Raw genomic sequence first — 25,395 nt, forward strand, 5'->3', positions numbered from 1 at the left:
TAGGTTAGTTCCGTAGAACTCCTTACCTTTGATGTGCAAGTACAGCTCACAAACTACATTAAAGCAACCAACATGAAGACAACTCCATTCACCGAGATCCACAAGGCCTTAGGTGCCAAGATGCATGAGTTCGCAGGCTATGATATGCCCATCGAGTATCCTACGGGGATCATCGAGGAGCACATGACCGTCGTCAAGGGTGTCGGCGTATTCGACGTCTCACACATGGGGGAATTCTGGGTCAAGGGCCCCAATGCCCTCCAGTTCATCCAAGATATCACCACCAACGACGCCTCTAAGCTCAAGGTCGGAGACATCCAGTACACCTGCTTCCCCAACGAACAGGGGGGTATCGTCGACGACCTCCTCGTCTACCACTACGAAGATGAGAAGTACCTCCTCGTCGTCAATGCCGCTAATATCGAGAAGGACTGGGCTTGGTGTCAGTCGCACAACGCCGCTGGCGCTATCCTCGAGAACAGCTGCGACAACGTCGGTCAGCTCGCCATCCAGGGCCCTCTGGCACAGCAGGTCCTGCAGCGCCTGACGGATGTAGACCTCTCTACCATCCCCTACTACACCTTCAAGGTCGGCACCTTCGCGGGCTGCCCTGAGGTCATCCTCTCCAACACGGGCTACACCGGTGCTGGTGGCTTCGAGATCTACTTCTATCCCCAGTATGGTGAGAAGATCTGGAACGCTATCTTCGAAGCAGGTAAGCCCGAAGGCATCCGCCCCATCGGCCTCGGCGCTCGCGACACGCTCCGTCTCGAAGTCGGCTTCTGCCTCTACGGCAACGATATCTGCGACACCACCTCTCCCCTCGAAGCTGGTCTCGGCTGGATCACGAAGCTCATCCCCGAGAAGAACTTCCCCAGCAAGGCATTCTTCGAGCAGCAGAAGGCCGAGGGTATCAAGCGCAAGCTCGTCGCCTTCAAGCTCTCTGACAAGGGCGTACCCCGCTCACACTATGAGATCGCTGACGCAGACGGCAACATCATCGGCGAAGTAACCTCCGGCACCATGTCCCCCACCCTCAAGACGGGTATCGGTATGGGCTATGTGAAGAAGGAATTCTCCGCTATCGGCACGCCTATCTACATCGTAGTACGTGGCCGTAAGCTCGCTGCCGAAGTCGTCAAGCCCCCCATGCGCCTCGTCGACTAAGCTTGCCCTTCTCTTAGCCTGCACGGGATGCGGGCTACACGAAAAAGCCCCAGACGGCTCATCGCACCTCCGAGCGAGGTGGGAGAGCCGTCTGGGGCTTGTCTTTTGTCTGTAGGGGCTATCCCTTAGTGCTTGGGCTTCTCGCTCCGCCCGTCGGCATTCTTCTGCACGAAGTAGAGGATGCCGAGGAGGTTGATGACGCCGAGGCCTGCTGCCATACCGACGATCATACGCTGTGCCTCATTAAGGAAGAAGAGCGAGACGACCGCTGCGACGATGACGAGGATGATAAGCCCGATGATAATCTTCTTGATCAGCTGCATAGTGTGTCTATTAATTGTTGCACGGGCAAAGCTACGACAATTCTCCCGCACTGCCGCCCTTGCCCCGCGATAAAAAGGCTTCGCCCCCCGCTCACCCAAAGAGGCGAGCGGAGGGCGAAGTATCGAGAATTAAAAGAAGCGTCTACGATTAGTAGCGGCTGGCTACGACGTCCCAGTCGACGATCGCCCAGAGATCCTTGACGTGGTCAGCACGACGATTCTGGTAGCTCAGGTAGTAAGCGTGCTCCCATACGTCGACACCGAAGAGGGGACGGAGGCCCTGGACGACAGGGTTGCTACCGTTAGGCTCCTTCGTGATGACGAGTTCGCCGTCAGCCTTAGCAGCGAGCCAAGCCCAGCCCGAGCCGAAGAGCGTGGTGCAAGCCGTGAGGAATTCCTGCTGGAAAGCCTCGAAGCTACCCCACTTAGCTACGATAGCGTCGAGGAGCTTACCCGTAGGCTGGCCACCCTTGTTGGGGCCGAACTGCGTGAAGTAGAGGTTGTGATTCAGGAGCTGACCTGCGTTGTTGAAGATAGCGCCTTCACTCTTGCGAACGAGTTCTTCAAGAGGGAGCTCAGCATATTCCGTGCCTTCGATGAGGCTGTTCAGCGTATTGACATAGCCAGCGAGGTGCTTACCGTGATGGAAAGAGAGGGTCTCAGCGCTGATAGCAGGCTCGAGGGCATTGGGAGCGTAAGGGAGTTGGATGAGTTCGTACTTCATCTGTGCAATTGTTTATTGGGTGTGATTAAATCGGACAAATGAGGGAGGGCATTCGCCCTGTCCTATACTGAACTAACCCAATTAAGTCCATTATTGTTTGCTCCGGGCCAGCGCACTATTGTAGTAGCGGGGGTCGCCCGTCACCTCTTTGCCCACCCAGGGCGGTAGGTCGAAGGTCTCATCCTCGCTCTTCAGCTCCAGCTCCGCCAGACAGAATCCCTCGAGATGACCTGCGAAGAGGTCGACCTCCCACGTATGCCCGTGGTAGGGGACGAGGTAGCGCGTCTTCTTCAGACGGTGCCCTCCGCACAGCTCGAGAAGTGCCTCGGCATCCGCCAGAGGTATCTCATATTCGTACTCATCACGCACCAGCCCCTTGGCATCGGAGGGCGTCTTCAGCGTGAGGAAGCCCTGATCGCCACGGCGACGCACGCGCACCGTGGGGCATGTCGAGTGGAGGTAGCCCTGATCAATATGCAGAGCATCGGTAGCCTCGGCGAGGAAAGCCAGCGAGGTCACGAGGAACTTACGTTCGATCTCTTTCATAGCCGCCTCTTAGCCGATAGTCACTTGCGTAGCGCCGTAGCCGTACTCCTGGAAGGACGCATCCTGGAAGCGGCACGTGGGGTACTTGCGTCGTAGCTCACGCTCGATAGAGGCTCTGAGGACACCATCCCCCTTCCCATGGATGAAGACGATCTTACGGCCCCGCTCCCGTATATGCTCCTGCATCGTGCGGTGGAAGTAGTCACGCTGATAGTCATGGATATCTGCGCTCGACATACCTGCCGTCGTCTCGAGGATCTCCGAAGCATGGAGGTCGACGACGAGGGGCTCATCACGGCGAGGGGCAGAGGGCGCAGCCTTTTGAGCAGGCTTCTTGTCCTCCTTCTTCGTCTGCAGGGCAGAGACCAAAGCAGATGCGTCCACCTCGGGCTGGGCCTGCTCCGCGCCACGCTCTACGATGGTGAGCATCAGCGCGTCGTCGGTGAAGTAGTCGTTGGGACGGAAGGAATGGAGCTTGAAGAACTTCGTCACGTCGAGCTTGAGGCGCACCGAGAGCGGGTTCTGTAGCTTCGTGATCCCCCCATCGTGGAAGGGAAGTAGCTGTACGGCGAGCTGCTCAAGGTCATTGAGATCAGCCGGGGCGAACTCCTCTAAGAAGGCATCGCCGTGAGGCTCGATCGTACCCGTAGAGCGCACCTTATAGCCCGTACCGACGGCACTCAGATAGACGTAGTAGAGGGTGAAGCCGCTGTAGTTGACGAGGTAGGCTTCGTAGTTCGTCAGCCCGAGCTTAGCGCGATCTTGCGGGAGGAAAGCCAGCTGTACGGTCAGCTCATCCTCACCAGCACGTAGGGGACGAGCAGGGCGAGGTGCAGGAGCTGCGGGACGACGCACCTCGCTGGGAGCGGGAGCAGCAGGCTCCGTACGCCCCTGACGGAGCTTCTCCTGAATGATCTTCGGAGGGCGAATCTCAGGGATGAAGGTGTCGCCCGCTTCGACGACGACGCAGTCCTTGAGCGGAGTGGGGATCTCGAAGCCATCGGCATCTTCGACCCAAGCCGTATCAGCGGTGATGCGAGCCACACGCCCGCCCCCGACCGTATTGAGGAAGCGCACTTGGCTCCCTACCTGTACATTGTTAGGGTTATGCATAGTGGAGAGGAATAGTAGAAATGACAGAGCGCCTTAGCCTACCCGGCGAAAGAGCTCAAAGAACCCCAGCGCATAGAGATACTGGCTGAGGAGCAGGACGAGAAGGATAGAGCGCAGGACAAGTGCCATACGCTGCGGGAGCATACCCATCCCTCGCGCGATGAGGAAGGCGATGGGTAGCAGGGTGAGCTGGAGGAGTGCAGCCGATTCGCCAGCCACGAAGGGCACAGCGAGAAGGAGGACGAGAGGATAGAGCTGCATCGTCGAGAAGAGGTCACGGTGCCGCACACTCTCCCGATAGTAGCGACGACGATAGAGCAGGTAGCCGACGAAGAAGGTGACAAGCACTACGGCGTACGAGGCGAGCGGCACGGCCTCAAAGCTCTTCAGCTCCTGGGGCATCGAGAGCGGGAAGGCTCTCAGCGCAAAAGCCCCATAGGCCTGCAGCGCCCCATTCCCCATCAAGAGGAGGACGGGCACAAAGAGCCACAGCGGGAGGATCACCCCGATGAGGAGCGCAATGATGGGTCGCCAAGCGATGGAGCGCAGATGGTATTGGCCCCAGATAATGACGGGGACCAGTAGGAGGTAGACGGGAGAGACCAGCGAGAGGACACCCACGAGAAGCCCAATGAAGAGGCTGACGCGTGGCTGGTGCGTATCCTGATACGTGCCGAAGCTCAGGAGCAGGATGAGGAGCTGGAAGATAAGTGCCCCCGCCGAGAGGATGCCCATAGAGGGCGTCGTCGTGAAGAGCGCCACCATGAAGAGCACCAGCAGTGGACGCTCCACACGCTCGATGAGCAGGAAGTATTCCCCGATATAGATAGCGAAGGCAGAGAAGCCCGCCAGTACCAAGAGCCCAGCCAGACGATAGGTCCATGCCGTCGCCACGGGAAGTAGCGGCGCGAGGACACCCGCCCCTTCGCTTACCTCACCCGTAGCAGGTGGGAGGAGGTACACAAGGAGGAAGGTGAGGAGCCATAGGGTGAACTCCAGCCAATTGGTACGCTGTCGCGAAGAGGTGAAGCGAGACATATCGAGGGTATAGCTGGTGGGAGGGCGGGGAAGCCCTCACGAGGAGAGGGAAAAGAAATGCCTACGAGAAGGCGCTACCCGTTAGTAGTCATCCTTCTCATAGGCATCTTTATCTGTGGGAGCTACGAAAGCTTCAGGAGGTCTTGACCGATATCGCGACGGAGCGTCTTACCGGTGTACTGCACGCGATCAGCGAGCTTGTAGCAGCGCTCCAGCGCTTCGGCGAGGGTTGAGCCCAAGCAGCTGGCGGTGAGGACACGCCCACCCGAGGTCACGAGATGACCCGAGTCATCGCGCGAGGTACCGGCATGGAAGAGCAGCGAGTCGAAGGTCGGTGCGTGGGGATAACTGATGGGGATCCCCTTAGCGTAGCTCTCGGGATAGCCCTCGGAGACGAGGACGACGGTAGCAGCATACTGAGAGGACTCCTCGAGATGGTAGTCGCCGAGATGGCCACGAGCCATACGCTCCAAGAGATCAACGAAGTCGGAGTCAATACGCAGCATCACCGACTCGGTCTCGGGGTCGCCCATACGGCAGTTGTACTCGATGACGTAGGGGTCGCCACCGACATTCATCAGCCCAGCGAAGATGAAGCCACGGTAGTCGATACCTTCGGCACGCAGCCCTTCGATAGTGGGGCGGATGACACGCTCCTCGACACGCTGCATAAAGGCTTCGTCTGCGAAGACCACGGGAGAGACAGAGCCCATACCGCCGGTATTCAAGCCCGTATCGCCCTCGCCAATACGCTTGTAGTCCTTAGCAACAGGGAGCACGCGCCAGTCACTGCCGTCCGTAGCGATGAAGACCGAGCACTCGATACCATGGAGATACTCCTCGATGACGACACGCGTGCTGGCAGATCCAAAGCGTCCCGAGAGGAGCCCACGCAGCTCACGCTCAGCTTCCTCGAGGCTCTCGCTGATGATGACGCCCTTACCAGCCGCCAGACCGTCAGCCTTCAGCACGTAGGGAGGCTGGAGGGTCTTGAGGTAGTCGATGGCCTCACTAAGAGTAGACTTATCAAAGGTACGGTAGGCCGCTGTGGGGATACCGTAGCGCTGCATGAACGCCTTGCTAAAGTCCTTACTTCCCTCGAGCTGAGCTCCCTTGGCATCGGGCCCCACAATAAGGAGGTCCGTCAGACCCGCTTCGCCATGCAGATAATCGACGATCCCCTCTACTAAGGGGACCTCGGGCCCTACGACGAGGAGCTCAATATGCTCCCGACGGATAAGGGCCGCGATGGCAGCGAAGTCCGTCACCCCGATACGCGGCATACACGTACCGTAGAGTGACATGCCCGGATTGCCCGGCGCGATGAAGAGCTGCGAGAGACGGGGACTGCGAGCGATGCGCCATGCCAGGGCATGCTCACGCCCCCCCGAGCCCAATAGAAGAATGTTCATACAACTGATAAGATAATAAGTAGGATGATGGCGAGTGGGCGACTACAAGTGGTCCATGAAGTAGCGCGCCATCGTATAATTGAGGTGGACACGATCGACCCCGAGGACGTTATGCTTATGTTCGGGGTAAATCATGTAGTCTGGATACGTCCCAGCCTTGACACAGGCATCGACGAAGAGCTGCGTGTGCTGCCAGACGACCGTGGGGTCAATGGTACCATGGATGAGGAGCAGGCGGCCCTTGAGGTTGCCCGCACGCAGGGAGAGGTTCGTCTCCTTGTAGCCCTCGGGGTTGTCCTGCGGGCTATCCATATAGCGCTCCCCGTACATGATCTCGTAGCGAGCCCAGTCGGTGACGGCACCACCAGCAGAGCCTACCTTGAAGACATCGGGGTAGGTCAGCATGAGGTTTGTCGTCATGAAGCCACCATAGCTCCAGCCAGCGACCCCGATGCGGCCGGCATCGACGTAGGGCAGGCTCTTGAGGAAGTCTACGCCCTTCATCTGGTCGGCCATCTCATTCTTTCCGAGGTGGCGGTGGATGACCTGCTCAAAGGCTGCCCCGCGGTGGGCTGAACCTCGACCGTCAACGGTGAAGATGACGAAGCCCTTGGTAGCCATATAGAGGTCCCAGCCGAGGCAACCTGCGTGGAAGCGGTTCTGCACGAGCTGAGCGTGAGGGCCATTGTAGACGTAGACGATCGTGGGATACTTCTTCGCAGGGTCGAAGTTCGTAGGCTTGAGGAGGCGGTAGTGGAGGTCCGTCACGCCGTCAGCAGCCTTGATCGTGCCGAAGGTGATCTCAGGATTGATGAAGCCAGCTTCGGGATCCTTCGACTGGTAGAGGGTAGCGATAGGCTTGCCCGTAGCGACCGAGAGGAGGCGGTTCTCCGTGGGGTTCTTCAGCGACTCATACGTGTCGAGGAGGTACTTCCCGTCAGGGGAGAGCTGCCCGACGTGCCAGCCAGCCTGTGGGGTGAGGATGCGCGTCTTGCGACCGTCGATGCTGACCGAAGCGATGACACGGTCAATGGGGCTCAGCTGCGTGGAGCTGTAGACGATGGTCTTACCGCCGTCAGCGAAGCCGAGGAAGTCTGTGATCTCCCACTCGCCACGGGTGATCTGCCCGAGGAGCTTCCCATCGACATTGTAGCGATAGAGGTGCGTGTAGCCGTCACGGCGTGTCTGCCAGACGAACTCCTTATCACGCCCAGGGATGAAGCGCATAGGCCACTGGGGCTCGATGTACTTATCGTTGTGCTCCGAGAAGAGGGTCTTGATGTAGTCGCCCGTAGCAGGGTCGTAGGCCTTGAGGTCCATGTGATTCTGCTCACGGTTGACCTCTGCGATGTAGACCGTCTTGCTGTCGGGAGCCCAAGAGATATTCGTCAGGTACTTCTCCTTAGGCTCACCCGTCTTGATGTAGGTGGTCTTCCCCGAAGCCACGTCATAGATCCCGAGGGTCACGTGGTGGCTGGGCATACCGGCCATGGGATAGTAGAGCTTCTCCTCGGTAGCCTTGCGGGTATTGGTATGTACGAGGGGATAGGCAGAGACCATGCTCTGGTCCATACGATAGAAGGCCAGACGGCTCCCGTCGGGGCTCCAGAAGAGCCCGCCATGGATCCCGAACTCATTCTGATGCACGCTCTGCCCGTAGACGAGGGTGGGCGTGCCATCGGTCGTCAGCTGCTTCGACGAGCCATCGGGGAGGAGGAGGAAGAGGTTGTTGTCTCGTACAGCCACAGCGTGCTTAGCACGAGGAGCCAGAGCGAAGGCCTGCTCAGCACGGCCAGCGCGCTCGAAGGCTGCGAGCTGCTTCTTCGTCTGTGGATCGATGAGGTAATGCTTCTTGCCGAAGGGGATGAGGAGCCCCTCATCTACGACGGAGAAGGGCGTGAAGTACTTTGCCCCCGCGCCCTTTGTCGCCTCGCCGATGATCGCGAGGAACTCATCCTGACTCAGCAGGGTCTTCTCTGGGTGAGCGGCTGTCGGCGTGCCGATCACGAGGCGCGTGCTATCGATGTACACGTAGTCGCTACCGAGCCAGCGAAGGGAGCGGAGCGAGGTACGACGGAGCGCCTTGGGCGAGCCGAGCGTATATTCTTCGAGGGTGGGGCTACGGTGCTGCTCCTGCGCGGGAAGCTCAGTCACCGCAAGGGTGGTGGTCGCCATAGCAAGTAAAGCTAACGTACGGATGTTCATCATTGCTTAGTTATAGTGTGAGTAGTAGTCGATCGTATCTACAAAGATAGTCAATGTCCCGGCTTCTCTGGGGCACTAAAGCTGATACGAAGCGGAGCATTTGCGGGTCTCTTCGACACGGCATGCCACGAGCGTAATCCCCGTACCCTCGAGCTGCTGAGGCCCGACGACGGAGACCAGGTGCATGGCGATCTGCTCTGCTGTGGGATTGAAGGGGACGACGCACAGATCCTCGGGCACTAGACGGCGTAGCTCGGGGAGCAGCGGGTCTTCAGCCCAGAGCACCATCTTGTGGTCCCAGTGCTCCTCAAGCCACTGGCACAGACGCTCCTTGATCTCGGAGAAGTCAATGACGCGCCCTACCCCATCCAGCTCGGGAGCCGTGCAGACGAAGTGGATGCGATAGTTGTGCCCGTGCAGATGACGGCACTTGCTCTCGTGCCCGACGACACGGTGGCCCATACTGATATCGTGGTAGCGCTCTACTGTGATCATATCTATCCTATTAGCTATACAAAGATACGGCATCTTGCCCATAGCCTAAAGGGCGAAGACCACCCAGAGGCAGGGCACCTCGACCCCTATAATGGCGCACGGGCACGACATCTCCGAGGGAGACATCGTGCCCGTGGCTAATCAGTAGGTCGGACCTATGCTTACTTAGCCATAGAGTCAACAGCAGCCTTAGCTGCAGAAGCAGCTGAGTCGATAGCTGCGCCAGCAACGCCAGCAGCGCTGTCAACCGTAGAAACTACGCTTTCAACCATCGTAGCGCTGTCCTTAGCCGTAGAGTCCTGAGCGTTCTGCTCGTTGTTACCTGCACATGAAGCAAAAGCAGCTGCTACAGCTACAAATGCGAATGCGAAAAACTTCTTCATCTTTCTTTCTTACGTTAATTAGTTATTGATTTCGAATTCGTAATGAATAACACTGCAAATATACGGCAACAATCCGTTTCGGCAATAAACCTAGACGTTAAGCTACCGTGATCGCAGGGGATTTCTTCCGTTATCCACCCGCAGACAAGCGTCGTTGAGGGCCTTTTTCTCATTAGGCAACCTCCTGTGCGCCTTCGCAGTATTATACAGACAAGGGGCTGGAAGCACCCTCAGAGCTGCGTGGAGTATAGCGGACTCGAACCGCTCACCTCGACACTGCCAGTGTCGCGCTCTAGCCAGATGAGCTAATACCCCATATATATAAGTGTGACGAGATCCGCTTGATCTCCATTGTCGGTGCAAAGGTAGTAAATATTTTATTTCAAAGTATCTTTGCCTCAATAAGAGAGCGAAAAAAATCTCGTACTCACCACCCTCTTTTCCCACGACGATCCCGATGATCCTATACAATACGACCTTCGTCCTTACCCCTCAGACTCAGCAGGCTTTCCTCGCATTCATGCGTGAGGTTTACCTCCCTGCACTCCATGCTGATAGCCTCGTGCAGCACCCCCGCCTGCACCGCATCGTACCCCACGAAGAGCACCCCGAGGCACTCTCCTATGCCCTGCACTTCTACGCCGAGGGCGAGGTGCACCTACAGGACATCCTCTCAAACACGGGGCTCCACCTGGCCGATCTCCTCACCAAGCAGTTCGGCGAAGCGGTCTTAGGCTTCAGCACGATCATGCATGTGGTCGACTAATCACCTGCCAGCGAACTATACCATAATATAAGGAGCAGCTATGTCAGAGCGCATCATCATGGGTATCGACCCTGGGACCATCGTCATGGGCTACGGCCTCATCGAGGTCCGTGGGCAGGAGGCACGTCTCTTGGCTCTCGGGGTCATCAGCCTCAGCAAGTACGAGGACCATTACCTCCGCCTCAAGCGCATCTTCGAGCGGGTGCAGGGCCTCATCGATGAATTCCACCCTGACGAGCTGGCTATCGAAGCCCCCTTCTTCGGGAAGAACGTCCAGAGTATGCTCAAGCTCGGCCGCGCCCAAGGTGTGGCGATGGCAGCAGCCCTCACGCGCGACATCCCCATCACCGAATACGTCCCTATGCGTATCAAGCAGGCCATCACAGGGAACGGCGCTGCCTCCAAGGAGCAAGTCGCAGGCATGGTACAGCGCTACCTAAAGATCCCGCAGGATCAGATGCCCCGCGAACTTGACGCCACCGACGGCCTCGCAGCCGCCCTCTGCCACCACTTCCTCACCTCCTCTCCCCTACGCTCCGCCTCAGCGGGCGCCACGAAGAACTGGGCAGACTTCGTCAAGCAGAACCCTTCCCGCATCAAGGGGCTGAAGAAATAGCCCCGCATCCCCATCCTCTCTCCCGAGAACACCACCAGCTCTGCGCCCAATCTACCCGCGCAAAGCATCACGCACAATCCCCTCATATACATACGCTTCACACCGCACTCTGAGAAGGGGGTGGTGCGACCAGTACTGGTCGATGAGCTGACCAGTACTGGTCACCTATAGTAACCAGTACTGCTTCGCGCGCTGACCAATACTGGTTCGACGCGTGACCAGTACTGGTCCGATCATCGACCAATATAGGTTTGCACGCTGACCAATATAGATTCACTCACCGACCAATATAGGTCCGACGAGAGACTAATACGGGTTACCTTTCCCTCAGTGCAAAGACGTATATCTCCTTCACGTAGAGCACCGAAAGCAAGGGGCATTTTAGCCCAGCAAATCACGAGCAAGAAGGGGGGGGGACTCCGTGGAGCTCCCATCCCCTCACAATAGAAAAGCCCAACTCCATCCATTCGATGAAGCTGGGACACCCTTCACTAAATATTTTAGTATCTTCCGAGCAAAATATCGCCCTATCTCGCTGATGCAAAGCGTAAAAAAGGATGGAGATACCCCATCCTTTTTACTATTCAACCCACCTTTTTCTGGTTATCCGTGAGGACACTTGTAAAGGGAGATTAAAGTTTTTCGGCGGCGCGAAATTGCTTGCTTTTACGCAAGAAACTTCACACCTTTGTTATACCAATTCGAAGCAATCTTATCGTGCCTCAAATCTAACGGTCACCTCACCGGACCAGCGCCTGACAAATACACATGGATTGTACGGCCTCAGCTCTTCCTCCTTCCGAGCTGAGGCCGCTTTCTATCTATAACGTCCCGACACCGCACATAGTTCATCACCACGATCCATAGCAAAGCCCCGCACCATAACTGATCTATGGTGCGGGGCTTAGTCCTTAGTGGGTAGATAGAGGGGAGCGACTACAGATGCGCCTCATGCGAACGGGTGACGACAGGCCTCACATGCACGACGGAGCGCAGGTCACGCTCCTCGGTCAGCGGGCGCTGATCCTTCGACAGATCAGGGGGCAGTGCAGAGCCTGGGCGCAGGATGCGCGTCAGGTGGATGCGGTACTCATTGCCACGCACCAGCCCGTAGCGCCCATGCGCTGTCTTCTCGGGAGCTTCGCTATCATCGAAGTGGCGGATGGGGATCGTATAGTAGCAGTAGCCACGATGGTGGAAGCTGATACCATGCGACTCGAAGGGTGCAGACAGCGAGCCCTCCGTCAGCGCAGCCTCTTGGACAGCCTGCTGGAGACGTGCATTATCCGCCTTCCCCGTCTTGATGATTTGGCGTAGCTCATGCTCAGCATAGTACAAGCCATCGAAGCTGAACCAGCCTTCATCGCCCTGCAGGCTAAGCCCCACAGGGATATAGGGGAAGCGCAGGATGACCGTGGGGACGCCACCAACGAGGTAAGCCGTAGGAGGCACGGTCGTCTCGCGGATGTAATAAGGCTGGCTCTTACGTGCCGCATCGAAGGCAGCTTCATTCGCGAGGAAGGCAGCACGTGGGAGCACTACCGATGTCTTCCCGAGGATCATGTCCTGAGTATAGTGAGCGAGGTACTCGCCGAAGTTCGTCGGAGCTGCAGTCGACCACTTCTCATAGAGGTAGCTCGAGGGATAGCGGTCTGCAGCAGGCGAACCATCGCCAGCCGTCTCCTTGGCACCCGAGCGTAGAAGTCCCAGCGGACGGAGTGGTGCCGTATAGCGCGTGACACCCGTCACCAGATAGTCTGCAGGAGCACTCCCCCGTGTGACACCCGAGGGGAGCTCGGGTTCACCATAGACGAAGACGCGTGCGAGAGCTGGCTCCAGAGTCACCTGCAGCTGAGGGGTCGAAGCACCGAAGGCGGAGGCAGGCACCGAGATCGCCCCCTGCTCATTGAGCTGGGAGACGGTGAGCTTAGAGCCCGAAGCAGTAGAGAGCCCATCTACGAACAAGGTCATATAGCCCGAGACGGCGCTCAGCGGACGGCCGATAGCTATCTGCTCCAGCAGCGGGCGGGTGGCATTCGCCACGACGACGAGCTTATAAGCCCCCTCGGGCAGGGAGAGATTGATGTCCTTCAGCTGGTCTGCCGAGGTAACCTTGACCTCACGAAGCTGGGTGGAGAGCTGAGTCGCCTCCGAATAGAAGGCAAAGTGAAGCGTGGAGATCTGGAGCATCGGATCCTCTTCGTCGAGTCCGCGCAGGGCAATGCTCCGTGGGGCACGCACCGAGAGGTGCAGGGTAGACGAGCCTTCTTTAGGCTGGGGCTTAGGCAGAGGCAAGCCATTATCTCGGGCACTACAGCCAGCGAGAAGCAGAAGGGAGAGGGACAAGGAAAGGGCGCGCCGCATAGGCGCACCAAGGGGTAATGTGTAGCTCATGATGGATGCGCTTTGGTGGTAAAAGAAGGGAAAAAGCAACAGCCCCCGAAGAACTCCCAGGAGGGACGACTTCGGGGGCTGGAGCGAAAGGGAGGGGCAGTCTCTTAGACGAGCTCGTGGATGATGAGACCTGAGCGGAGCTTAGGCTCGAACCACGTCGTCTTAGGAGGCATGATATTGCCCGAGTCAGCGATATCGATCAGCTGCTTCATAGAGACAGGGTAGAGTGCAAGAGCAAACTTCATCTCACCGCTATCGACGCGCTTCTTCAGCTCGCCAAGGCCACGGATACCGCCGACGAAGTCGATACGCTTGTCAGAGCGGAGGTCCTTGATGCCGAGGATCTCATCGAGGATGAGGTTAGAAGAGATCGTCACGTCAAGCACGCCGATGGGGTCGTTGTCATCGTACGTACCGGGCTTAGCCGTGAGTGAATACCAGTGATCCCCGAGGTAGAGGGAGAAGTTGTGCAGCCCCTTAGGCGTATAGATCTCCGTACCCTTGTCCTCGACGATGAAGTTCTTCTCCAGCTTCTGGAGGAGTTCTTCCTTCGTCAGGCCATTGAGATCCTTGACTACGCGGTTGTAGTCGATGATCGTCAGCTGGTCATCGGGGAAGCACACAGCCATGAAGTAGTTGTACTCTTCGTTCCCCGTGTGGTTGGGGTTCTGCTTACGCTTCTCATCACCTACGAGGGCAGCAGCCGCAGAGCGGTGGTGGCCGTCAGCGATGTAGAGAGCGGGCATCTCTGCGAAGAGCTCCGTGATGCGCTGGATGTCGGCAGCATCATCGATGATCCAGAACTCGTGACCGAAGCCATCGAGAGGAGCGATGAAGCTATAGACGGGCTTCTCCTTGGTGTACTTAGCGACGATCTTATTGATCTCATCCTTCGCGGGGTAGGCGAAGAAGACGGGCTCGATGTTAGCGTTGTTCACGCGGACATGCTTCATGCGGTCTTCTTCCTTATCGCGGCGGGTAAGCTCGTGCTTCTTGATGACACCGTTCATATAGTCTTCTACAGCGGCGCAGACGACGAGACCGTACTGCGTCTTGCCATTCATCGTCTGGGCATAGACGTAGTAGTTCTCCTTAGCGTCCTGTACGAGCCAGCCCTTCTCACGGAAGAGGCGGAAGTTCTCAGCAGCCTTCTGGTAGACCTTCTCTTCGTGCTCATCGGTGCCCACAGGGAAGTCAATCTCGGGGCGGATGATATGATAGAGAGACATCTCATTGCCTTCAGCCTCAGCACGGGCTTCTTCGCTGTTGAGTACGTCGTATGGACGAGAAGCTACACGCTCTACAAGGTCCTGGGGAGGACGGATACCACGGAAAGGTTTGATGATAGCCATGGAGGTAAGTCTTATTATCTAAGGTGGGAAGATAGTGACGTAAGGTAGTCGGACTACTTATTCAGGCGGAAGCGTTCGTTGCCTTCCTTGATGAAGCCGACGATCTGACGAGCAGCAGCCAGACCAGCGTTGGTGTTGGCTTCAGACGTCTGAGCACCCATCTTCTTGGGGGTCGAGAAGTAGCGTTCGCCAGCAGCAGCTTCGAATTCTTCGTGAGCGCCTGGACGGATATCTGCGAAGTAGCGGAGGTCTTCGCGTTCCTTGAGGAGGGCGATGAGCTCGGGTTCGTTGATGACTTCCTTACGAGCGGTATTCACGAGGATACCCTTCTTAGGCAGGAGGCTCACGAGTTCGCGGCCGATAGAGCCCTTAGTCTCAGGTGTAGCGGGGATGTGGAGGGAGACGATGTCGCAGGTAGAGAAGAGCTCCTTCTGGCTGGCGACAGCGTGTACACCTTCCTTCTCGATGACTTCAGCAGGCGTGAAGGGGTCGTAAGCATAGATATCCATGCCGAAGCCCTTAGCGATGCGAGCTACGTTGCGGCCCGTGTTACCATAAGCCAGGAGGCCAAGCTTCTTGTCCTTAAGTTCGGTACCAGAGGTGCCGTTGAAGCGGTTGCGTACGCAGAAGAGGAGCATAGCGAAGACGAGCTCAGCTACAGCGTTAGCATTCTGCCCAGGAGTGTTCATCACGCATACGCCGTGAGCGGTAGCGGACTCGAGGTCTACGTTGTCGTAGCCGGCACCAGCGCGGACGACGATCTTGAGCTGCTTAGCAGCGTCGAAGACCTCGGCATCTATGATGTCGCTACGGATGATGATGGCGTCGACATCGGCGACAGCTGCGAGGAGCTCGGCCTTAGTCGTGTACTTTTCGAGGAGGACTACTTCGAAGCCAGCTTCGGTGAGGATTTGTTTGATACCAGCTACTGCGGGAGCAGCGAAGGGTTTTTCGGTGGCAATAAGAACCTTTGACATGATGTATAGATGTGTATTTGAAGCGTGCGAGATGGGATAGAGATAAGCGACGGCACAGACCACTCTTCGCCCACAGCGATGAGGGTCGGGGTGGTCTGTGCCGTTACGTTTATCTTCTTAAAGCGAGGGAAGCTTAGTGCTTACGCTCGAATTCCTTCATCAGGTCGACGAGGAACTGGACGCTGCTCTTAGGCAGAGCGTTGTAGAGAGAAGCACGGAAGCCACCTACAGAGCGGTGGCCCTTGAAGCTGTATGCACCGCGAGATACTGCGAAGTCGTAGAATTCCTGTTCGAGCTCCTTGTACTCGTCGTTGAGGACGAAGCATACGTTCATGATCGAGCGGTCTTCGGTATTGACGGTACCGCGGAAGAGGCGGTTGCGGTCGATTTCATCGTAGAGCAGAGCTGACTTTTCGAGGTTCATCTGCTCGAGGACCTTGACACCACCGAGCTCCTTGTACCACTTCATCGTCTGCAGAGCTACGTAGACGGGGAAGACAGGAGGCGTGTTGTACATAGAGTCCTTGAAGTGCGTGTCGTACTTCAGCATCGTGGGGATGATGCGATTGTCTTCGATGTGACCTACAGCGTCGCGACGTACGATGACGAAGGTAACACCAGCAGGAGCGATGTTCTTCTGAGCACCACCATAGATGAGGTCGTACTTAGATACATCGACAGGACGCGTGAAGATGTCAGAAGACATATCCCCTACGAGACGGACCTTGACATCGGGATCGTAGCGGAGCTCCGTACCATAGACCGTGTTATTGCTCGTGATGTGGAGGTAGTCCACGTCATCGGGTACCTCATTCTTTTCCCATGGCTTGGGGTACCAGATGTAGTTGTCATCCTTAGAGGAGAAGGTGACAACTTCCCCAAAGGCCTTAGCTTCCTTAGCAGCCTTATTTGCCCACGTACCTGAATCGACGTAGGCAGCCTTCTTCTTGAGGAGGTTCATAGGAACCTGTGCAAACTGCAGGCTGGCACCACCACCGAGGAAGAGCACTTCGTACCCCTCGGGTACATCGAGCAGTTCCTTCATGAGGTTACGTGCTTCCTCCATCGTTGCGGAGAATTCCTTAGCACGGTGAGAAACTTCGAGGATAGAGAGGCCAGTGCCCTGGTAGTTAAGGACTGCACAAGCAGCATCTCTGATTACACTCTCGTCGAGGATCGATGGCCCAGCCGAGAAATTGTGCTTCTTCATAAGAGCAGATATTTGTGGATGAATATTTATAGGTGCGTCTATACGCGAGCAGCTGGCGACCTGCACGCTGCGATCATCGCCTCTGCTCGTAGCAAAGTTATCAATAAAAAGATGAATAACAAGCCCTTTGCTTAGCTTTTATTTACCCCCTCGGAAGCACCCCAGATAAAGCATTAGAAGATAGCTTAATAAAATACTTAATGATGCGCACTCGCACTCTCCTTCCCCGCCACTTCGGTGTGTGATATTGACAGGATAAGCACCACCCTATCCCCCATATCGCACTCCCAAGTCAAGACAAACGACAGAGAATACCTACCTCTCGGCGGCTCACTTTCGCTCGAAGCGAAGTCGGCTGATCGCATCAACCGCCCCCTTCTTCGCGCCCTTAGTTCGGTCCTTCGAGCCACTTGAGACTGTTGCCGCGAGTCCTGCCCTCTATTTGGGGTGCTAAGGTCTCGCACGCCCAGCTCCCCGATACACCTCTCCGAAGCGATACGCAAGCTCTTCGCTTTATCGCGCGTATTCCTCTTATCCAGCGGGGGGAAAAGTGCTGTTCCCGTGAAGGAAAAAGCGCCTTCACGTAGTGGTTTTCCTCTGCCTATGCACGTAGTCTTAAAGACCAGGTACGTAAATCCAAATATCCACGTACGTAGATTTATCGGCCACGTACGTAGCCCAAACTTATTTGCCACGCGTCCGCAACTTTTATCCCTACGCGGACCAACAACCTAATATATAGGTCACTTCACAAAGCTGTATAGCTTTCTTCGCCATCCTATATAGCTCTACCCACGCACCCGACAGGCATAAATAAAAGCACCCAACAGATAGACTGCATCGTGTCTATCTGCTGGGTGCTTTTTAGCCCTCCTATGGATATGCGAGGTGAAGGGCTTAGCCTAAGACAAATGTCCAGTCGCGATCGGTCGACTCCTCGGGCGTAAAGACGAAGCCCTCGGGAGTGAGCATACGTAGGGCTTCCTCATCCTCGAGACGCTGACGAATGACTTCGCCCGCCATCGCCCCACGCGCCATCTTCGTGTAGACGACGATTTGCTTGAGGCGTCCCGTAGGCTGGCGCACGAGGAAGGTCGGCGTGATGACACGCACGGCACGCTCGACCTCCGCCCAGTGGAAGAGCCCGCGCATCTCGTCACTCGCCAGAAAGAGGAGCGTACCGCCAGCACGCTTCACCTCCTCAATGAGGCAGGGCGTCAGGCGGTCACGCCAGTAGTCGAAGAGTCGCCCATCGAAGAGATCGGGTAGCTGTACCGCACCCTCCATACGGTCGTAGCGAATAGCCGTCTCGGGCGAGAGCAGCCCGTAGACGAAGGAGGTAATGCGCAGATGCTCGGCAGCATAAGCCCAGTCCTCCGCTGTGAACGTAGAGGGCGAGAGCTTACGGAAGACCATCCCCGTGTAGCTCAGCGCTGCGGGCATCTCGGTGACCTCGGGATCGAAGAAGGTGCGCAGACGGGCATAGACCTCGTCACGGAGCTTGGGGCTGAGCTGGAGCATCGAGGCAAGCTCCTCACGGCTGAGGCGAAGGACAGAGGCCATGATCGTGCGCGCCTCCTCGAGGAAGCGGGGCGAGGTCATCGTGAGACCACGAGGCACCTTAGCCTTTGTCGCGAAGGTCTTGGCGGGGGAGATAAGTAGGAACATACGCAGGACAAGCGGAGGGATAAGAGAGAACGATATTAGAGGCTACCTCGGCACACGAGCACGTAGCACCTCACGCTTCCCTGGAGGGCCAGGGAGGCGCTCAACGAGGAAGCCCGCACGCTGGAGACGACGGCGCACCTCGCCCTTGGCGCAGTAGGTAGTGAGGACGGCTTCGGGGAGGGCGACAGCGAAGAGGCGAGCGAAGAGCTCCTCTGCCCATAGCTCCGGCTGGCTCTCGGGGGAGAAGGCATCGTAATAGATGACCGACAGCCCCTCGGGGAAGGTGCATTCGGTGAGGTCGCCGTGGAGCTTCTCGATGGTGAAGAAGGGACTAAGCGCCACCGCCTCGCCCCACGGAGCGGTATGGAGTGCACGCAGGGCTTCGGCCGGATCCAGTGGCCCCGTCACACCCTCATAGTGGAGGGCTTCGTAGACCTCGGGGCCGACGGGATATTTCTCGATGGAATAGTAATGTACGGGCCTGCGCTCTGCCTCGGCTCGCTGCCAAGTGAGGAGTGCATTGAGTCCCGTGCCGAAGCCGACCTCGAAGAGTCTGAGGGGCTCCGTCGCACCTCGCTCCGCACGGAGACGCTCCTCGAGCGCCATACCTATATATATATGTAGGCTCTCCTGCACGGCGCCATGCGTCGAGTGATAGTGTTCGCCAAAGGTCGGGGCAAAGAGCGTGATGCTCCCGTCCTCGGTCGTCTCGACAAGGGGCGTAGCATCGTGGCTCATCGGCTGAGTGTGGGGAGCAAAGGCGCAGCGAGCTGCCAGAGGGCGATACCTGCTGCGACGCTGACATTCAGGGAGTGCTTCGTGCCGTGCTGGGGGATCTCCAGCGAGGTCGTGACCTCGGCCATCACCTCATCACGCACACCGCGCACCTCATTACCTAAGACAAGGGCATAGCGCATCCCAGGCTGAGGGACGAAGGTCTCCAGCGACACGCTGTCGTGAGCCTGCTCCAGCGCCAGGACTTCGTAGCCTGCCGCACGAAGCTCGCGGACGGCCTCGACGCTGTCGGCGGCATAAATCCACTCGACCGAATCCTCAGCACCGAGGGCAGTCTTGTGAATATCAGGATGGGGAGGACGAGCCGTGATCCCGCAGAGGACGAGCCCCTCCAGACGGAAGGCATCAGCGGTGCGGAAGACTGACCCGACATTATTCATACTCCGCACATCATCAAGGACGACGACGATGGGGAGCTTCGTTTCACGACGGAAGGCCTCTGTCGTGAGGCGCTCCATCTCCGTGATCTTTAGCTTCTTCATTGCCTGCAAAAGTAGTGAACTCCCACGTATCCCCTACTTCTATCTCCTGATTATGGCCGACTACTTGAGCGTGATCTCATAGCCTTCCGCGAGCTTCTGCAAGGCCGTAGCAGGCAAGATATTCATCAGAGAGCGGCTGCACCTATCATAGTAGAAGCGAGCTCGCCCTCTCTGAGAGCCATCTGTCGAAGGATAGACAACCAAGAGCCCAGAGAGCTCATGGGGAGAAGTGTCGTCATCCCGATTGGGCCACGAGAAGGTCACGCACACGGAGAGCATCTTCTCACGAGGGTCATAAGCGATCGACTCCTCCTCCAGAGTACATGACTCTTCAGAGCTATTCTGTAAAGAGATGAGCTTCGCCAGCTCTTTACTCATCTTCTGAGCACTACGATGCGCCAGCTCCACTCTCCCCTTCGTCGCCTTTGGTGTAGGTCTATGAGGCATCACGACACGCCGAGACGCCAACAGCTCGAGCCACCTATCGAGGCGATCCCTTACGGCCTTCTGATGACGATAATCCGTCTTGAGAATTTCCTTGATTACGGGCAGTAGATTTCCCTTCGGGAGAAGCGTCAGATACTCCTTGAGGACGCGCCAAGTATGCTCACTCCGGAAGCGATCAAGGTTATCATCACTCCTAAATATGAATAGCGTGGAGCCATTGTTGTAGAGATCGAGCACCCCGCTGACACCAAGCCACTCGTCCCCACGCTTGAAGTACGAGCCAGCAAGATAGCGGCTATCTGGATACGCCTGGATATAGCGCTCGAGTCCGGCGATATAGCTTGCCTCTGTCGGGTACGACTTGCTCGGAGAAATTCTCAGAGCATAAGGCCCATCCATCACCCAATCCACCCGCTCCAATTCGATGAAGTCAGAGAGTTCCTTCGAGATATAGGGATAGAAGGGCTTGTAGAGCTGCTCGGAGGCATATACCTTCACCTCATGCTCCCTCACTTCTGGGGCGATACATTCATAGGCAAGCCCCACGTCCGCATACGGGATACGCTTCTGGGCGAGCTGATGCTCCTCTTCGGAGACCTGCCTACCCTCATACAGCTCCTCTTCGATCGCAGTGGCTATCTTACTCAGGCTATAGCGACACGCGGTGATCCCCTTATGCATCTCATAGACGAGCCGATCCGCCAGCACAGGCGATGCTCCCTTGACACGACGGAGGGTATTCTCCTGGAGGGTCTTGACCTCTACGAGTAGCTCGTCACGCTCTCGTCCAAGAGAATCGAGGGTATGCACTCGCTCACGCTCGGCCTCTGCTCCCCAGCAAAGTGTCAAGAGCATCACTGCCACTAACCAATACTTTCTCATTGTCTTATCCGCTTCGTTCATATCGCATACTGTCAGCACGGGGCGAAGCATCAAGTCAAAGATACAAACACTCACCCATCCCCCCTCCCACAAGACTACGACGAAGCACCATACAGCCGGGAGGGCGTGCATAGTGCTTCGTCGTAGTCTTGTGGGAGGGGAAGGGCGGATTTATTCCAGGCCGTCGCAGGAGAGATGCATCAGAGAGCGGCTGCAGCTATCATAGTAGAAGCGAGCTCGCCCACTCTGAGAGCCATCTGTCGAAGGATAGACAACCAAGAGCCCAGAGAGCTCATGGGGAGAAGTGTCGTCGTCCCGATTGGGCCACGAGAAGGTCACGCGCACCGAGAGCATCTTCTCACGAGAGTCATAAGCGAGCGACTTCTCCTCTAGGGTAAATGGCTCTTCAGAGCGCCCCTGGGGAGAAATAAGCTTAGTCAGCTCTTCGTAGATCCTTTGGGCAGTACGACGCACCAGCTCTTCTTGGGGCTTCGTCATCTCTGGAGCTACACTGCGTGGCATCGCGACGCGACGTGACTCCAATAACTCAGCCCAGGGCCCGGTGAGCGAAGCGAGACGCTCATTGACCTCCTTATAAGGGTGACCTATCTTGCGGATCTCCTTGATGACTGGGACCAGATTTCCCGCAGGCATTAGCTTCAGATACTCCTCCATAGCCCGCCAAGTGTACTCCCCGACAGGACGATCAAAGTTTTCACCCATCCCAAAGAAAAAGAGTTGCGAACCGTAATTGTAGCGATCGACAATCCCCTCGGTGACTCCGCCCTCGGCTCCACCACGGCTGAAGTCCTCAGTAAGCAGATAGCGGCTCTTGGGATAAGTCTGGATATAGCGCTCCAGTCCGACGATATAGCTCGCCTCTGTGGGATATAGCTTACTCGGGATAATCCCCGAGACATAGGTATCTCTGATATTCCAAGCTACCCGTGCCAAGCCGATAAAGTCGATTAATTCTTTAGAGATATAGGGATAGAAGGGCTCGTAGAAGGTCTCTGACACATACACTCTCACCTGATGAGGACTGGCCTGGCTCGAAGCACAGTCGTAGGTAAGCCCAAGCGCTTCGTATGGCTTACGCAATTGATCCAAACGATGTGCCTTCTCAGAGACCTTTCGGTCGCCATAGATGAAGTGCTCGATAGATGTCGCTGGATACCACAGATCATAAGCGCGACCCTCCACTACATAAAACATCTCATAGACCAGCCGATCCGCCAGCGCAGGAGACGCCTCCTTGATACGACGGAGGGTATTCTCCCGCAGTGTCTTGATCTCCGAAAAGAGGTGATCACGCTCTCGCCCAAGAGAATCAAGGGTATGCACTCGCTCACGCTCGGCCTCTGCTCCCCAGCAAAGAGCCAAGAGCATCACTGCCACTAACCAATACTTTCTCATTGTCTTATCCGCTTCGCTCATATCGCATACTGTCAGCACGGGGCGAAGCATCGAGTCAAAGATACAAACACTCACCCATCCACCCCTACTCCGATACGACGAAGCCCCCTGCTACTCGGTCGGTAGCAGGGGGCTTCGTTCGATATAATTACGTAGGGGGGGCTTATTCGTCCAGCTCTTCGGCTCCACTCTTGAGCTCTCGGACGAAGGCGGGATCCGTCATCAGCGGAGCCAGTGCCGCCTCGGTCTCCGCCTTGTAGACGAGGAAGCTCTGGAGCTTCACAGCGCGCAGGAGGGCAGCCTTCGCCTCTTCGTGACGTGAGAGACGGGTCAGACAGATCGCCTTGAGGTACTCGACCTTGCCGTTGGCACCGAGCTGATTGAGCACCATCAGGGCGCGCTCATCTTCCTCCATACCAGCCAGCGCCAGAGCGCCATTGTAGTCGGGGTACTTACGGAGGTACTCGAGGGCACCACGGTAGTCACGGGCAGCCATACGCTCCAGACCGAGCTTGTACTCAGCAGCCGCCTCGGGCTTCTCGTTGAGGCGATCGATGAGGGTAGCGTCCACGAGGTCATTGATACCCGAGATGACGAAGGTCAGGGTATCGACACCGCGCTGCATCCACGTGCTCTGGTCGATAGCCGAGATACGCGAGTCGACGATGACCTTCATACGCTTCTTCATCTGTGGGGTCACCTCGAGGTCACGGCTATAGAGATAGACGAAGTCCTTGTCAGGGGTGACACCAGCTTCATACTGCGTCTCCTCAATGAGGGGGAAGTGGACGATGTGGCGACGGTAGGTATCGGCGTTCGTGCGGCGACTCTCGTTGTGAGCGATAGCACGGAAGTTGTACGTATGCTGGGCTACCTCGAGGGAGTCCTTCTCGGTGAAGGACTTATTCTCGATGGAGTCCATCGTCCAGCCACGCTCGAAGAGCATACGGAACCTCCCAGGGACGTTCGTGCTGTCGAGCTGACGCTCGCCACGTGCCAGATAAGCGGCACGGCGCTCGGGGCTATAGAGCATATCGAAGCCCTTACGCTGCCCGACGCTGTCACGGCCGGAGAGTTCGTCACGGTAGGCAGCCCCGAGCATATCGAGAGCCTTCGCGTGGTACTTGGTGTCATAAGCCCCTGCACGAGCGGCATTCGCATTGAGGTAGCGCTCCTCCATGATACGGCGCCAGCGCTCATAAGCCAGCTGCAGGGAGAACTGACGGCGGTAAGCCGAATAGTAGTCCTGCTGCAGACGTCCCATGAATGAGCGATGGGCCTTGCGATTGAAGAAGACGCTATCGTACTTCGAGGGATCGACGATGCTCTCTTGGAAGGCCTGCAGAGCCTTCTGCTCCTTGTCCTGAGCCGCCTTAAATTCACGGCCCTTCAGCACGACAGGGGGCAGCGTCATCGTCGTGTCCTCGGTGAGGAGGCGTGGAGAGAGGACGACCTGATAGCGCTCGTCCATCAGCGCACGGGGCACGGTGACGAGGAAGGTGAGGTTGATACGGCCCTTACGCAGGGTGGAGATCTTCACGCGGGGGCGCTCAGCGGTGACGGTCACAGCCTCGATGACCTGCGTCTTGATGCCGTCTTCCTTGGGCTTCTCATCGCCCTTGGTGGCACGGCGTATCGTGTCGGCCTTCTGCGAATAGGTGACGATCTCGGAGAGCATACCTGTGCGGCCTGCCTTCTCCTCCTTATCGGTAGGTAGGTAGGCATGGGGGCGTGCCGAGGTGAAGTAAACTTTCTTCGTCAGCGGCTGAGCACACGAGCCGAGGACGAGCCCCGCCAAGAGGACGGAGGCAAGGGTATATATTTTCGTTCGATTCATCTATCTGGAGATTGCGTTAGAAGACATAGGCCAGGCTCAGGCCGATACGTGAGGGCAGGACCATGACGCGGCTCTTATCTGCCGTACGCACCTGCTTAGCGCTGTAGCGCTCATCGTAGCGGGTCCATACACCTGCCAGACCAAGCTCAGCCTCGAGGTTCCAGTGGGGAGCCAGCTCATAGCTGTAGCCGATAGAGCCCCCAGCCCCGACGAGGAAGCCCTCAGAGTACGTCCTGGAGAGACTGCCCCCACCAAAGCGGTAGACCATCCCGAGAGCATGCCCCGAGACGAAGAAGCCACGGTTGTAGACGCCCTTCGTCCAATAGCGCAGGGCTGGGCTGAAGGCCGCCATCTCGGCGTGCTCTACCGAGCCCCACTTCAGGCGCTCGCTGAAGCCGACATTACCCAGATGACCGTAGAGGGTATTGATAAGCCCGACGGGCATGGGGAGCTTAAAGAGGCCTGGGCGAGCCGAGAAGGAGAGCTGGAGCGAAGTGCGATCACCGAGCGCTACCGACGGCTCCACACTGATGGTCCCCGTGAGTAGAGCGGGGAGGTTGGCGCTCACGGCGAAGCGCTGTGCATGTAATCCCTCAGTCGCGCCCACGAAGGCGAGGACGAGTAGGAGGGCTATTCGTCTGATCATTTGCTGAACGTTCTGATAAAATTTCATTGGGAGTGAGCTACTTCCAAGAGGGTGGATAGCTCAGGAGTCATACCAAATTGGGTGCAAAGATACGCAATATCATTTTTTCACACATTCACACTTCATTCCGAATTATCACAGTTCCCTGTCACTACACCCAAAGAGGGGTGGAGTAAACGGACGAATTTGGCACAAATCGAATGAGAAGAATGGGGGAAGAAGAGGCGCACCGAGCAGGTGCGAAGCACTATGCGGATGCGTCACCGCCCCATAGTACTCTGACGCTGAACCCATAAAGGTCCAGGGCACAAGCCAATAGATGAACGGACGACCGGCCCCGATTGGTACACTCCCCACCCCACACGGATTACCCCACACGAAGCAGACGAGCAAAAATAAAAAGCACCCGAGGCAAGCCACCCACCAGCACGAATCAATAAAATAGCTGGCGAATAAAAAGAGTGTGGGGCAGTATCCAAGCGCTTGGATACTGCCCCACAC

General features: G+C 57.0%; 23 protein-coding genes and 1 tRNA gene. 3 read left to right on the forward strand and 21 right to left on the reverse strand.

Features of this window, described 5'->3' with window-relative positions:
* The first annotated feature begins 72 nt into the window (after nt 1-72).
* A complete protein-coding gene (gene gcvT / locus IEX77_RS07575; protein WP_009432771.1) occupies nt 73-1,167 on the forward strand; it encodes a glycine cleavage system aminomethyltransferase GcvT in 1,095 nt (364 codons plus the stop codon).
* Nucleotides 1,168-1,292: 125 nt separating this feature from the next.
* Here the strand turns inward: gcvT and IEX77_RS07580 are convergent, their stop codons facing one another.
* The 10 genes from IEX77_RS07580 to IEX77_RS07625 form a co-directional block, all read right to left on the reverse strand.
* Nucleotides 1,293-1,490: a hypothetical protein gene (locus IEX77_RS07580; RefSeq protein ID WP_188808386.1), complete on the reverse strand. Its 198-nt coding sequence runs from the start codon at nt 1,488-1,490 to the stop codon at nt 1,293-1,295.
* Nucleotides 1,491-1,638: 148 nt separating this feature from the next.
* Complete coding sequence (locus IEX77_RS07585; RefSeq protein ID WP_188808387.1) at nt 1,639-2,214, reverse strand: superoxide dismutase; 576 nt, start codon at nt 2,212-2,214, stop codon at nt 1,639-1,641.
* 90 nt (nt 2,215-2,304) lie between these two features.
* A complete protein-coding gene (locus IEX77_RS07590; RefSeq protein WP_188808388.1) occupies nt 2,305-2,760 on the reverse strand; it encodes a CYTH domain-containing protein in 456 nt (151 codons plus the stop codon).
* Between the two features lie 9 nt (nt 2,761-2,769).
* Entirely contained in the window at nt 2,770-3,873 is a 1,104-nt protein-coding gene (locus IEX77_RS07595; RefSeq protein WP_188808389.1) for a DUF2027 domain-containing protein, read from the reverse strand.
* A 33-nt stretch (nt 3,874-3,906) separates the two neighbouring features.
* Complete coding sequence (locus IEX77_RS07600) at nt 3,907-4,911, reverse strand: DUF6427 family protein (protein ID WP_188808390.1); 1,005 nt, start codon at nt 4,909-4,911, stop codon at nt 3,907-3,909.
* A 122-nt stretch (nt 4,912-5,033) separates the two neighbouring features.
* Nucleotides 5,034-6,323, reverse strand: a complete 1,290-nt coding sequence (purD, locus tag IEX77_RS07605; protein ID WP_188808391.1) for a phosphoribosylamine--glycine ligase — start codon at nt 6,321-6,323, stop codon at nt 5,034-5,036.
* A gap of 42 nt (nt 6,324-6,365) precedes the next feature.
* Entirely contained in the window at nt 6,366-8,528 is a 2,163-nt protein-coding gene (locus tag IEX77_RS07610) for a S9 family peptidase (protein WP_188808461.1), read from the reverse strand.
* Between the two features lie 75 nt (nt 8,529-8,603).
* A complete protein-coding gene (locus IEX77_RS07615) occupies nt 8,604-9,023 on the reverse strand; it encodes a 6-pyruvoyl trahydropterin synthase family protein (protein ID WP_188808392.1) in 420 nt (139 codons plus the stop codon).
* Nucleotides 9,024-9,184: 161 nt separating this feature from the next.
* Nucleotides 9,185-9,406, reverse strand: coding sequence for a hypothetical protein (locus IEX77_RS07620; RefSeq protein ID WP_188808393.1), 222 nt, complete (start codon nt 9,404-9,406; stop codon nt 9,185-9,187).
* A 241-nt stretch (nt 9,407-9,647) separates the two neighbouring features.
* A tRNA-Ala gene (locus IEX77_RS07625) sits at nt 9,648-9,721 on the reverse strand.
* Between the two features lie 142 nt (nt 9,722-9,863).
* Between IEX77_RS07625 and IEX77_RS07630 the strand changes: the two genes are divergently transcribed.
* Together IEX77_RS07630 and ruvC are read left to right on the forward strand one after the other, a co-directional pair.
* Nucleotides 9,864-10,172, forward strand: a complete 309-nt coding sequence (locus IEX77_RS07630) for a DUF4286 family protein (protein WP_188808394.1) — start codon at nt 9,864-9,866, stop codon at nt 10,170-10,172.
* 40 nt (nt 10,173-10,212) lie between these two features.
* Nucleotides 10,213-10,788 (forward strand): crossover junction endodeoxyribonuclease RuvC, encoded by a 576-nt coding sequence (gene ruvC / locus IEX77_RS07635; protein WP_009432818.1) that lies wholly within the window; start codon nt 10,213-10,215, stop codon nt 10,786-10,788.
* A 936-nt stretch (nt 10,789-11,724) separates the two neighbouring features.
* On the opposite strand, the gene IEX77_RS07640 is transcribed toward ruvC, so the two are convergent.
* The 11 genes from IEX77_RS07640 to IEX77_RS07690 all read right to left on the reverse strand — a co-directional run bounded on the left by IEX77_RS07640 (nt 11,725) and on the right by IEX77_RS07690 (nt 24,894).
* Entirely contained in the window at nt 11,725-13,182 is a 1,458-nt protein-coding gene (locus tag IEX77_RS07640; protein ID WP_188808395.1) for a fimbria major subunit, read from the reverse strand.
* A gap of 104 nt (nt 13,183-13,286) precedes the next feature.
* Complete coding sequence (locus tag IEX77_RS07645) at nt 13,287-14,534, reverse strand: DUF1015 domain-containing protein (protein WP_188808396.1); 1,248 nt, start codon at nt 14,532-14,534, stop codon at nt 13,287-13,289.
* A gap of 53 nt (nt 14,535-14,587) precedes the next feature.
* Nucleotides 14,588-15,511 carry an NAD(P)-dependent oxidoreductase gene (locus IEX77_RS07650; RefSeq protein WP_188808397.1) on the reverse strand — a complete coding sequence of 308 codons (924 nt, stop codon included), beginning with the start codon at nt 15,509-15,511 and terminating at the stop codon, nt 14,588-14,590.
* 133 nt (nt 15,512-15,644) lie between these two features.
* Nucleotides 15,645-16,721, reverse strand: a complete 1,077-nt coding sequence (serC, locus tag IEX77_RS07655) for a 3-phosphoserine/phosphohydroxythreonine transaminase (RefSeq protein WP_188808398.1) — start codon at nt 16,719-16,721, stop codon at nt 15,645-15,647.
* A gap of 897 nt (nt 16,722-17,618) precedes the next feature.
* Nucleotides 17,619-18,389 carry a YaaA family protein gene (locus IEX77_RS07660; RefSeq protein ID WP_188808399.1) on the reverse strand — a complete coding sequence of 257 codons (771 nt, stop codon included), beginning with the start codon at nt 18,387-18,389 and terminating at the stop codon, nt 17,619-17,621.
* A gap of 42 nt (nt 18,390-18,431) precedes the next feature.
* Nucleotides 18,432-19,127 carry a tRNA (5-methylaminomethyl-2-thiouridine)(34)-methyltransferase MnmC2 gene (gene mnmC2, locus IEX77_RS07665; RefSeq protein ID WP_188808400.1) on the reverse strand — a complete coding sequence of 232 codons (696 nt, stop codon included), beginning with the start codon at nt 19,125-19,127 and terminating at the stop codon, nt 18,432-18,434.
* On the reverse strand, nt 19,124-19,666 hold the full coding sequence (locus tag IEX77_RS07670; RefSeq protein WP_188808401.1) for an RNA methyltransferase: 543 nt from the start codon (nt 19,664-19,666) through the stop codon (nt 19,124-19,126). The genes mnmC2 and IEX77_RS07670 overlap by 4 nt, the downstream gene beginning before the upstream one ends.
* 60 nt (nt 19,667-19,726) lie before the next feature.
* Nucleotides 19,727-20,995 (reverse strand): hypothetical protein, encoded by a 1,269-nt coding sequence (locus tag IEX77_RS07675; RefSeq protein WP_188808402.1) that lies wholly within the window; start codon nt 20,993-20,995, stop codon nt 19,727-19,729.
* Nucleotides 20,996-21,166: 171 nt separating this feature from the next.
* Entirely contained in the window at nt 21,167-22,411 is a 1,245-nt protein-coding gene (locus tag IEX77_RS07680) for a hypothetical protein (protein ID WP_188808403.1), read from the reverse strand.
* A gap of 163 nt (nt 22,412-22,574) precedes the next feature.
* Nucleotides 22,575-24,248, reverse strand: coding sequence for a hypothetical protein (locus IEX77_RS07685; protein ID WP_188808404.1), 1,674 nt, complete (start codon nt 24,246-24,248; stop codon nt 22,575-22,577).
* 16 nt (nt 24,249-24,264) lie between these two features.
* Nucleotides 24,265-24,894, reverse strand: a complete 630-nt coding sequence (locus tag IEX77_RS07690; protein ID WP_188808405.1) for a DUF3575 domain-containing protein — start codon at nt 24,892-24,894, stop codon at nt 24,265-24,267.
* Nucleotides 24,895-25,395: the final 501 nt, after the last annotated feature.

The sequence above is a fragment of the Porphyromonas pasteri genome (assembly GCF_014647755.1).
GTDB classification, from domain to species: domain Bacteria; phylum Bacteroidota; class Bacteroidia; order Bacteroidales; family Porphyromonadaceae; genus Porphyromonas; species Porphyromonas pasteri.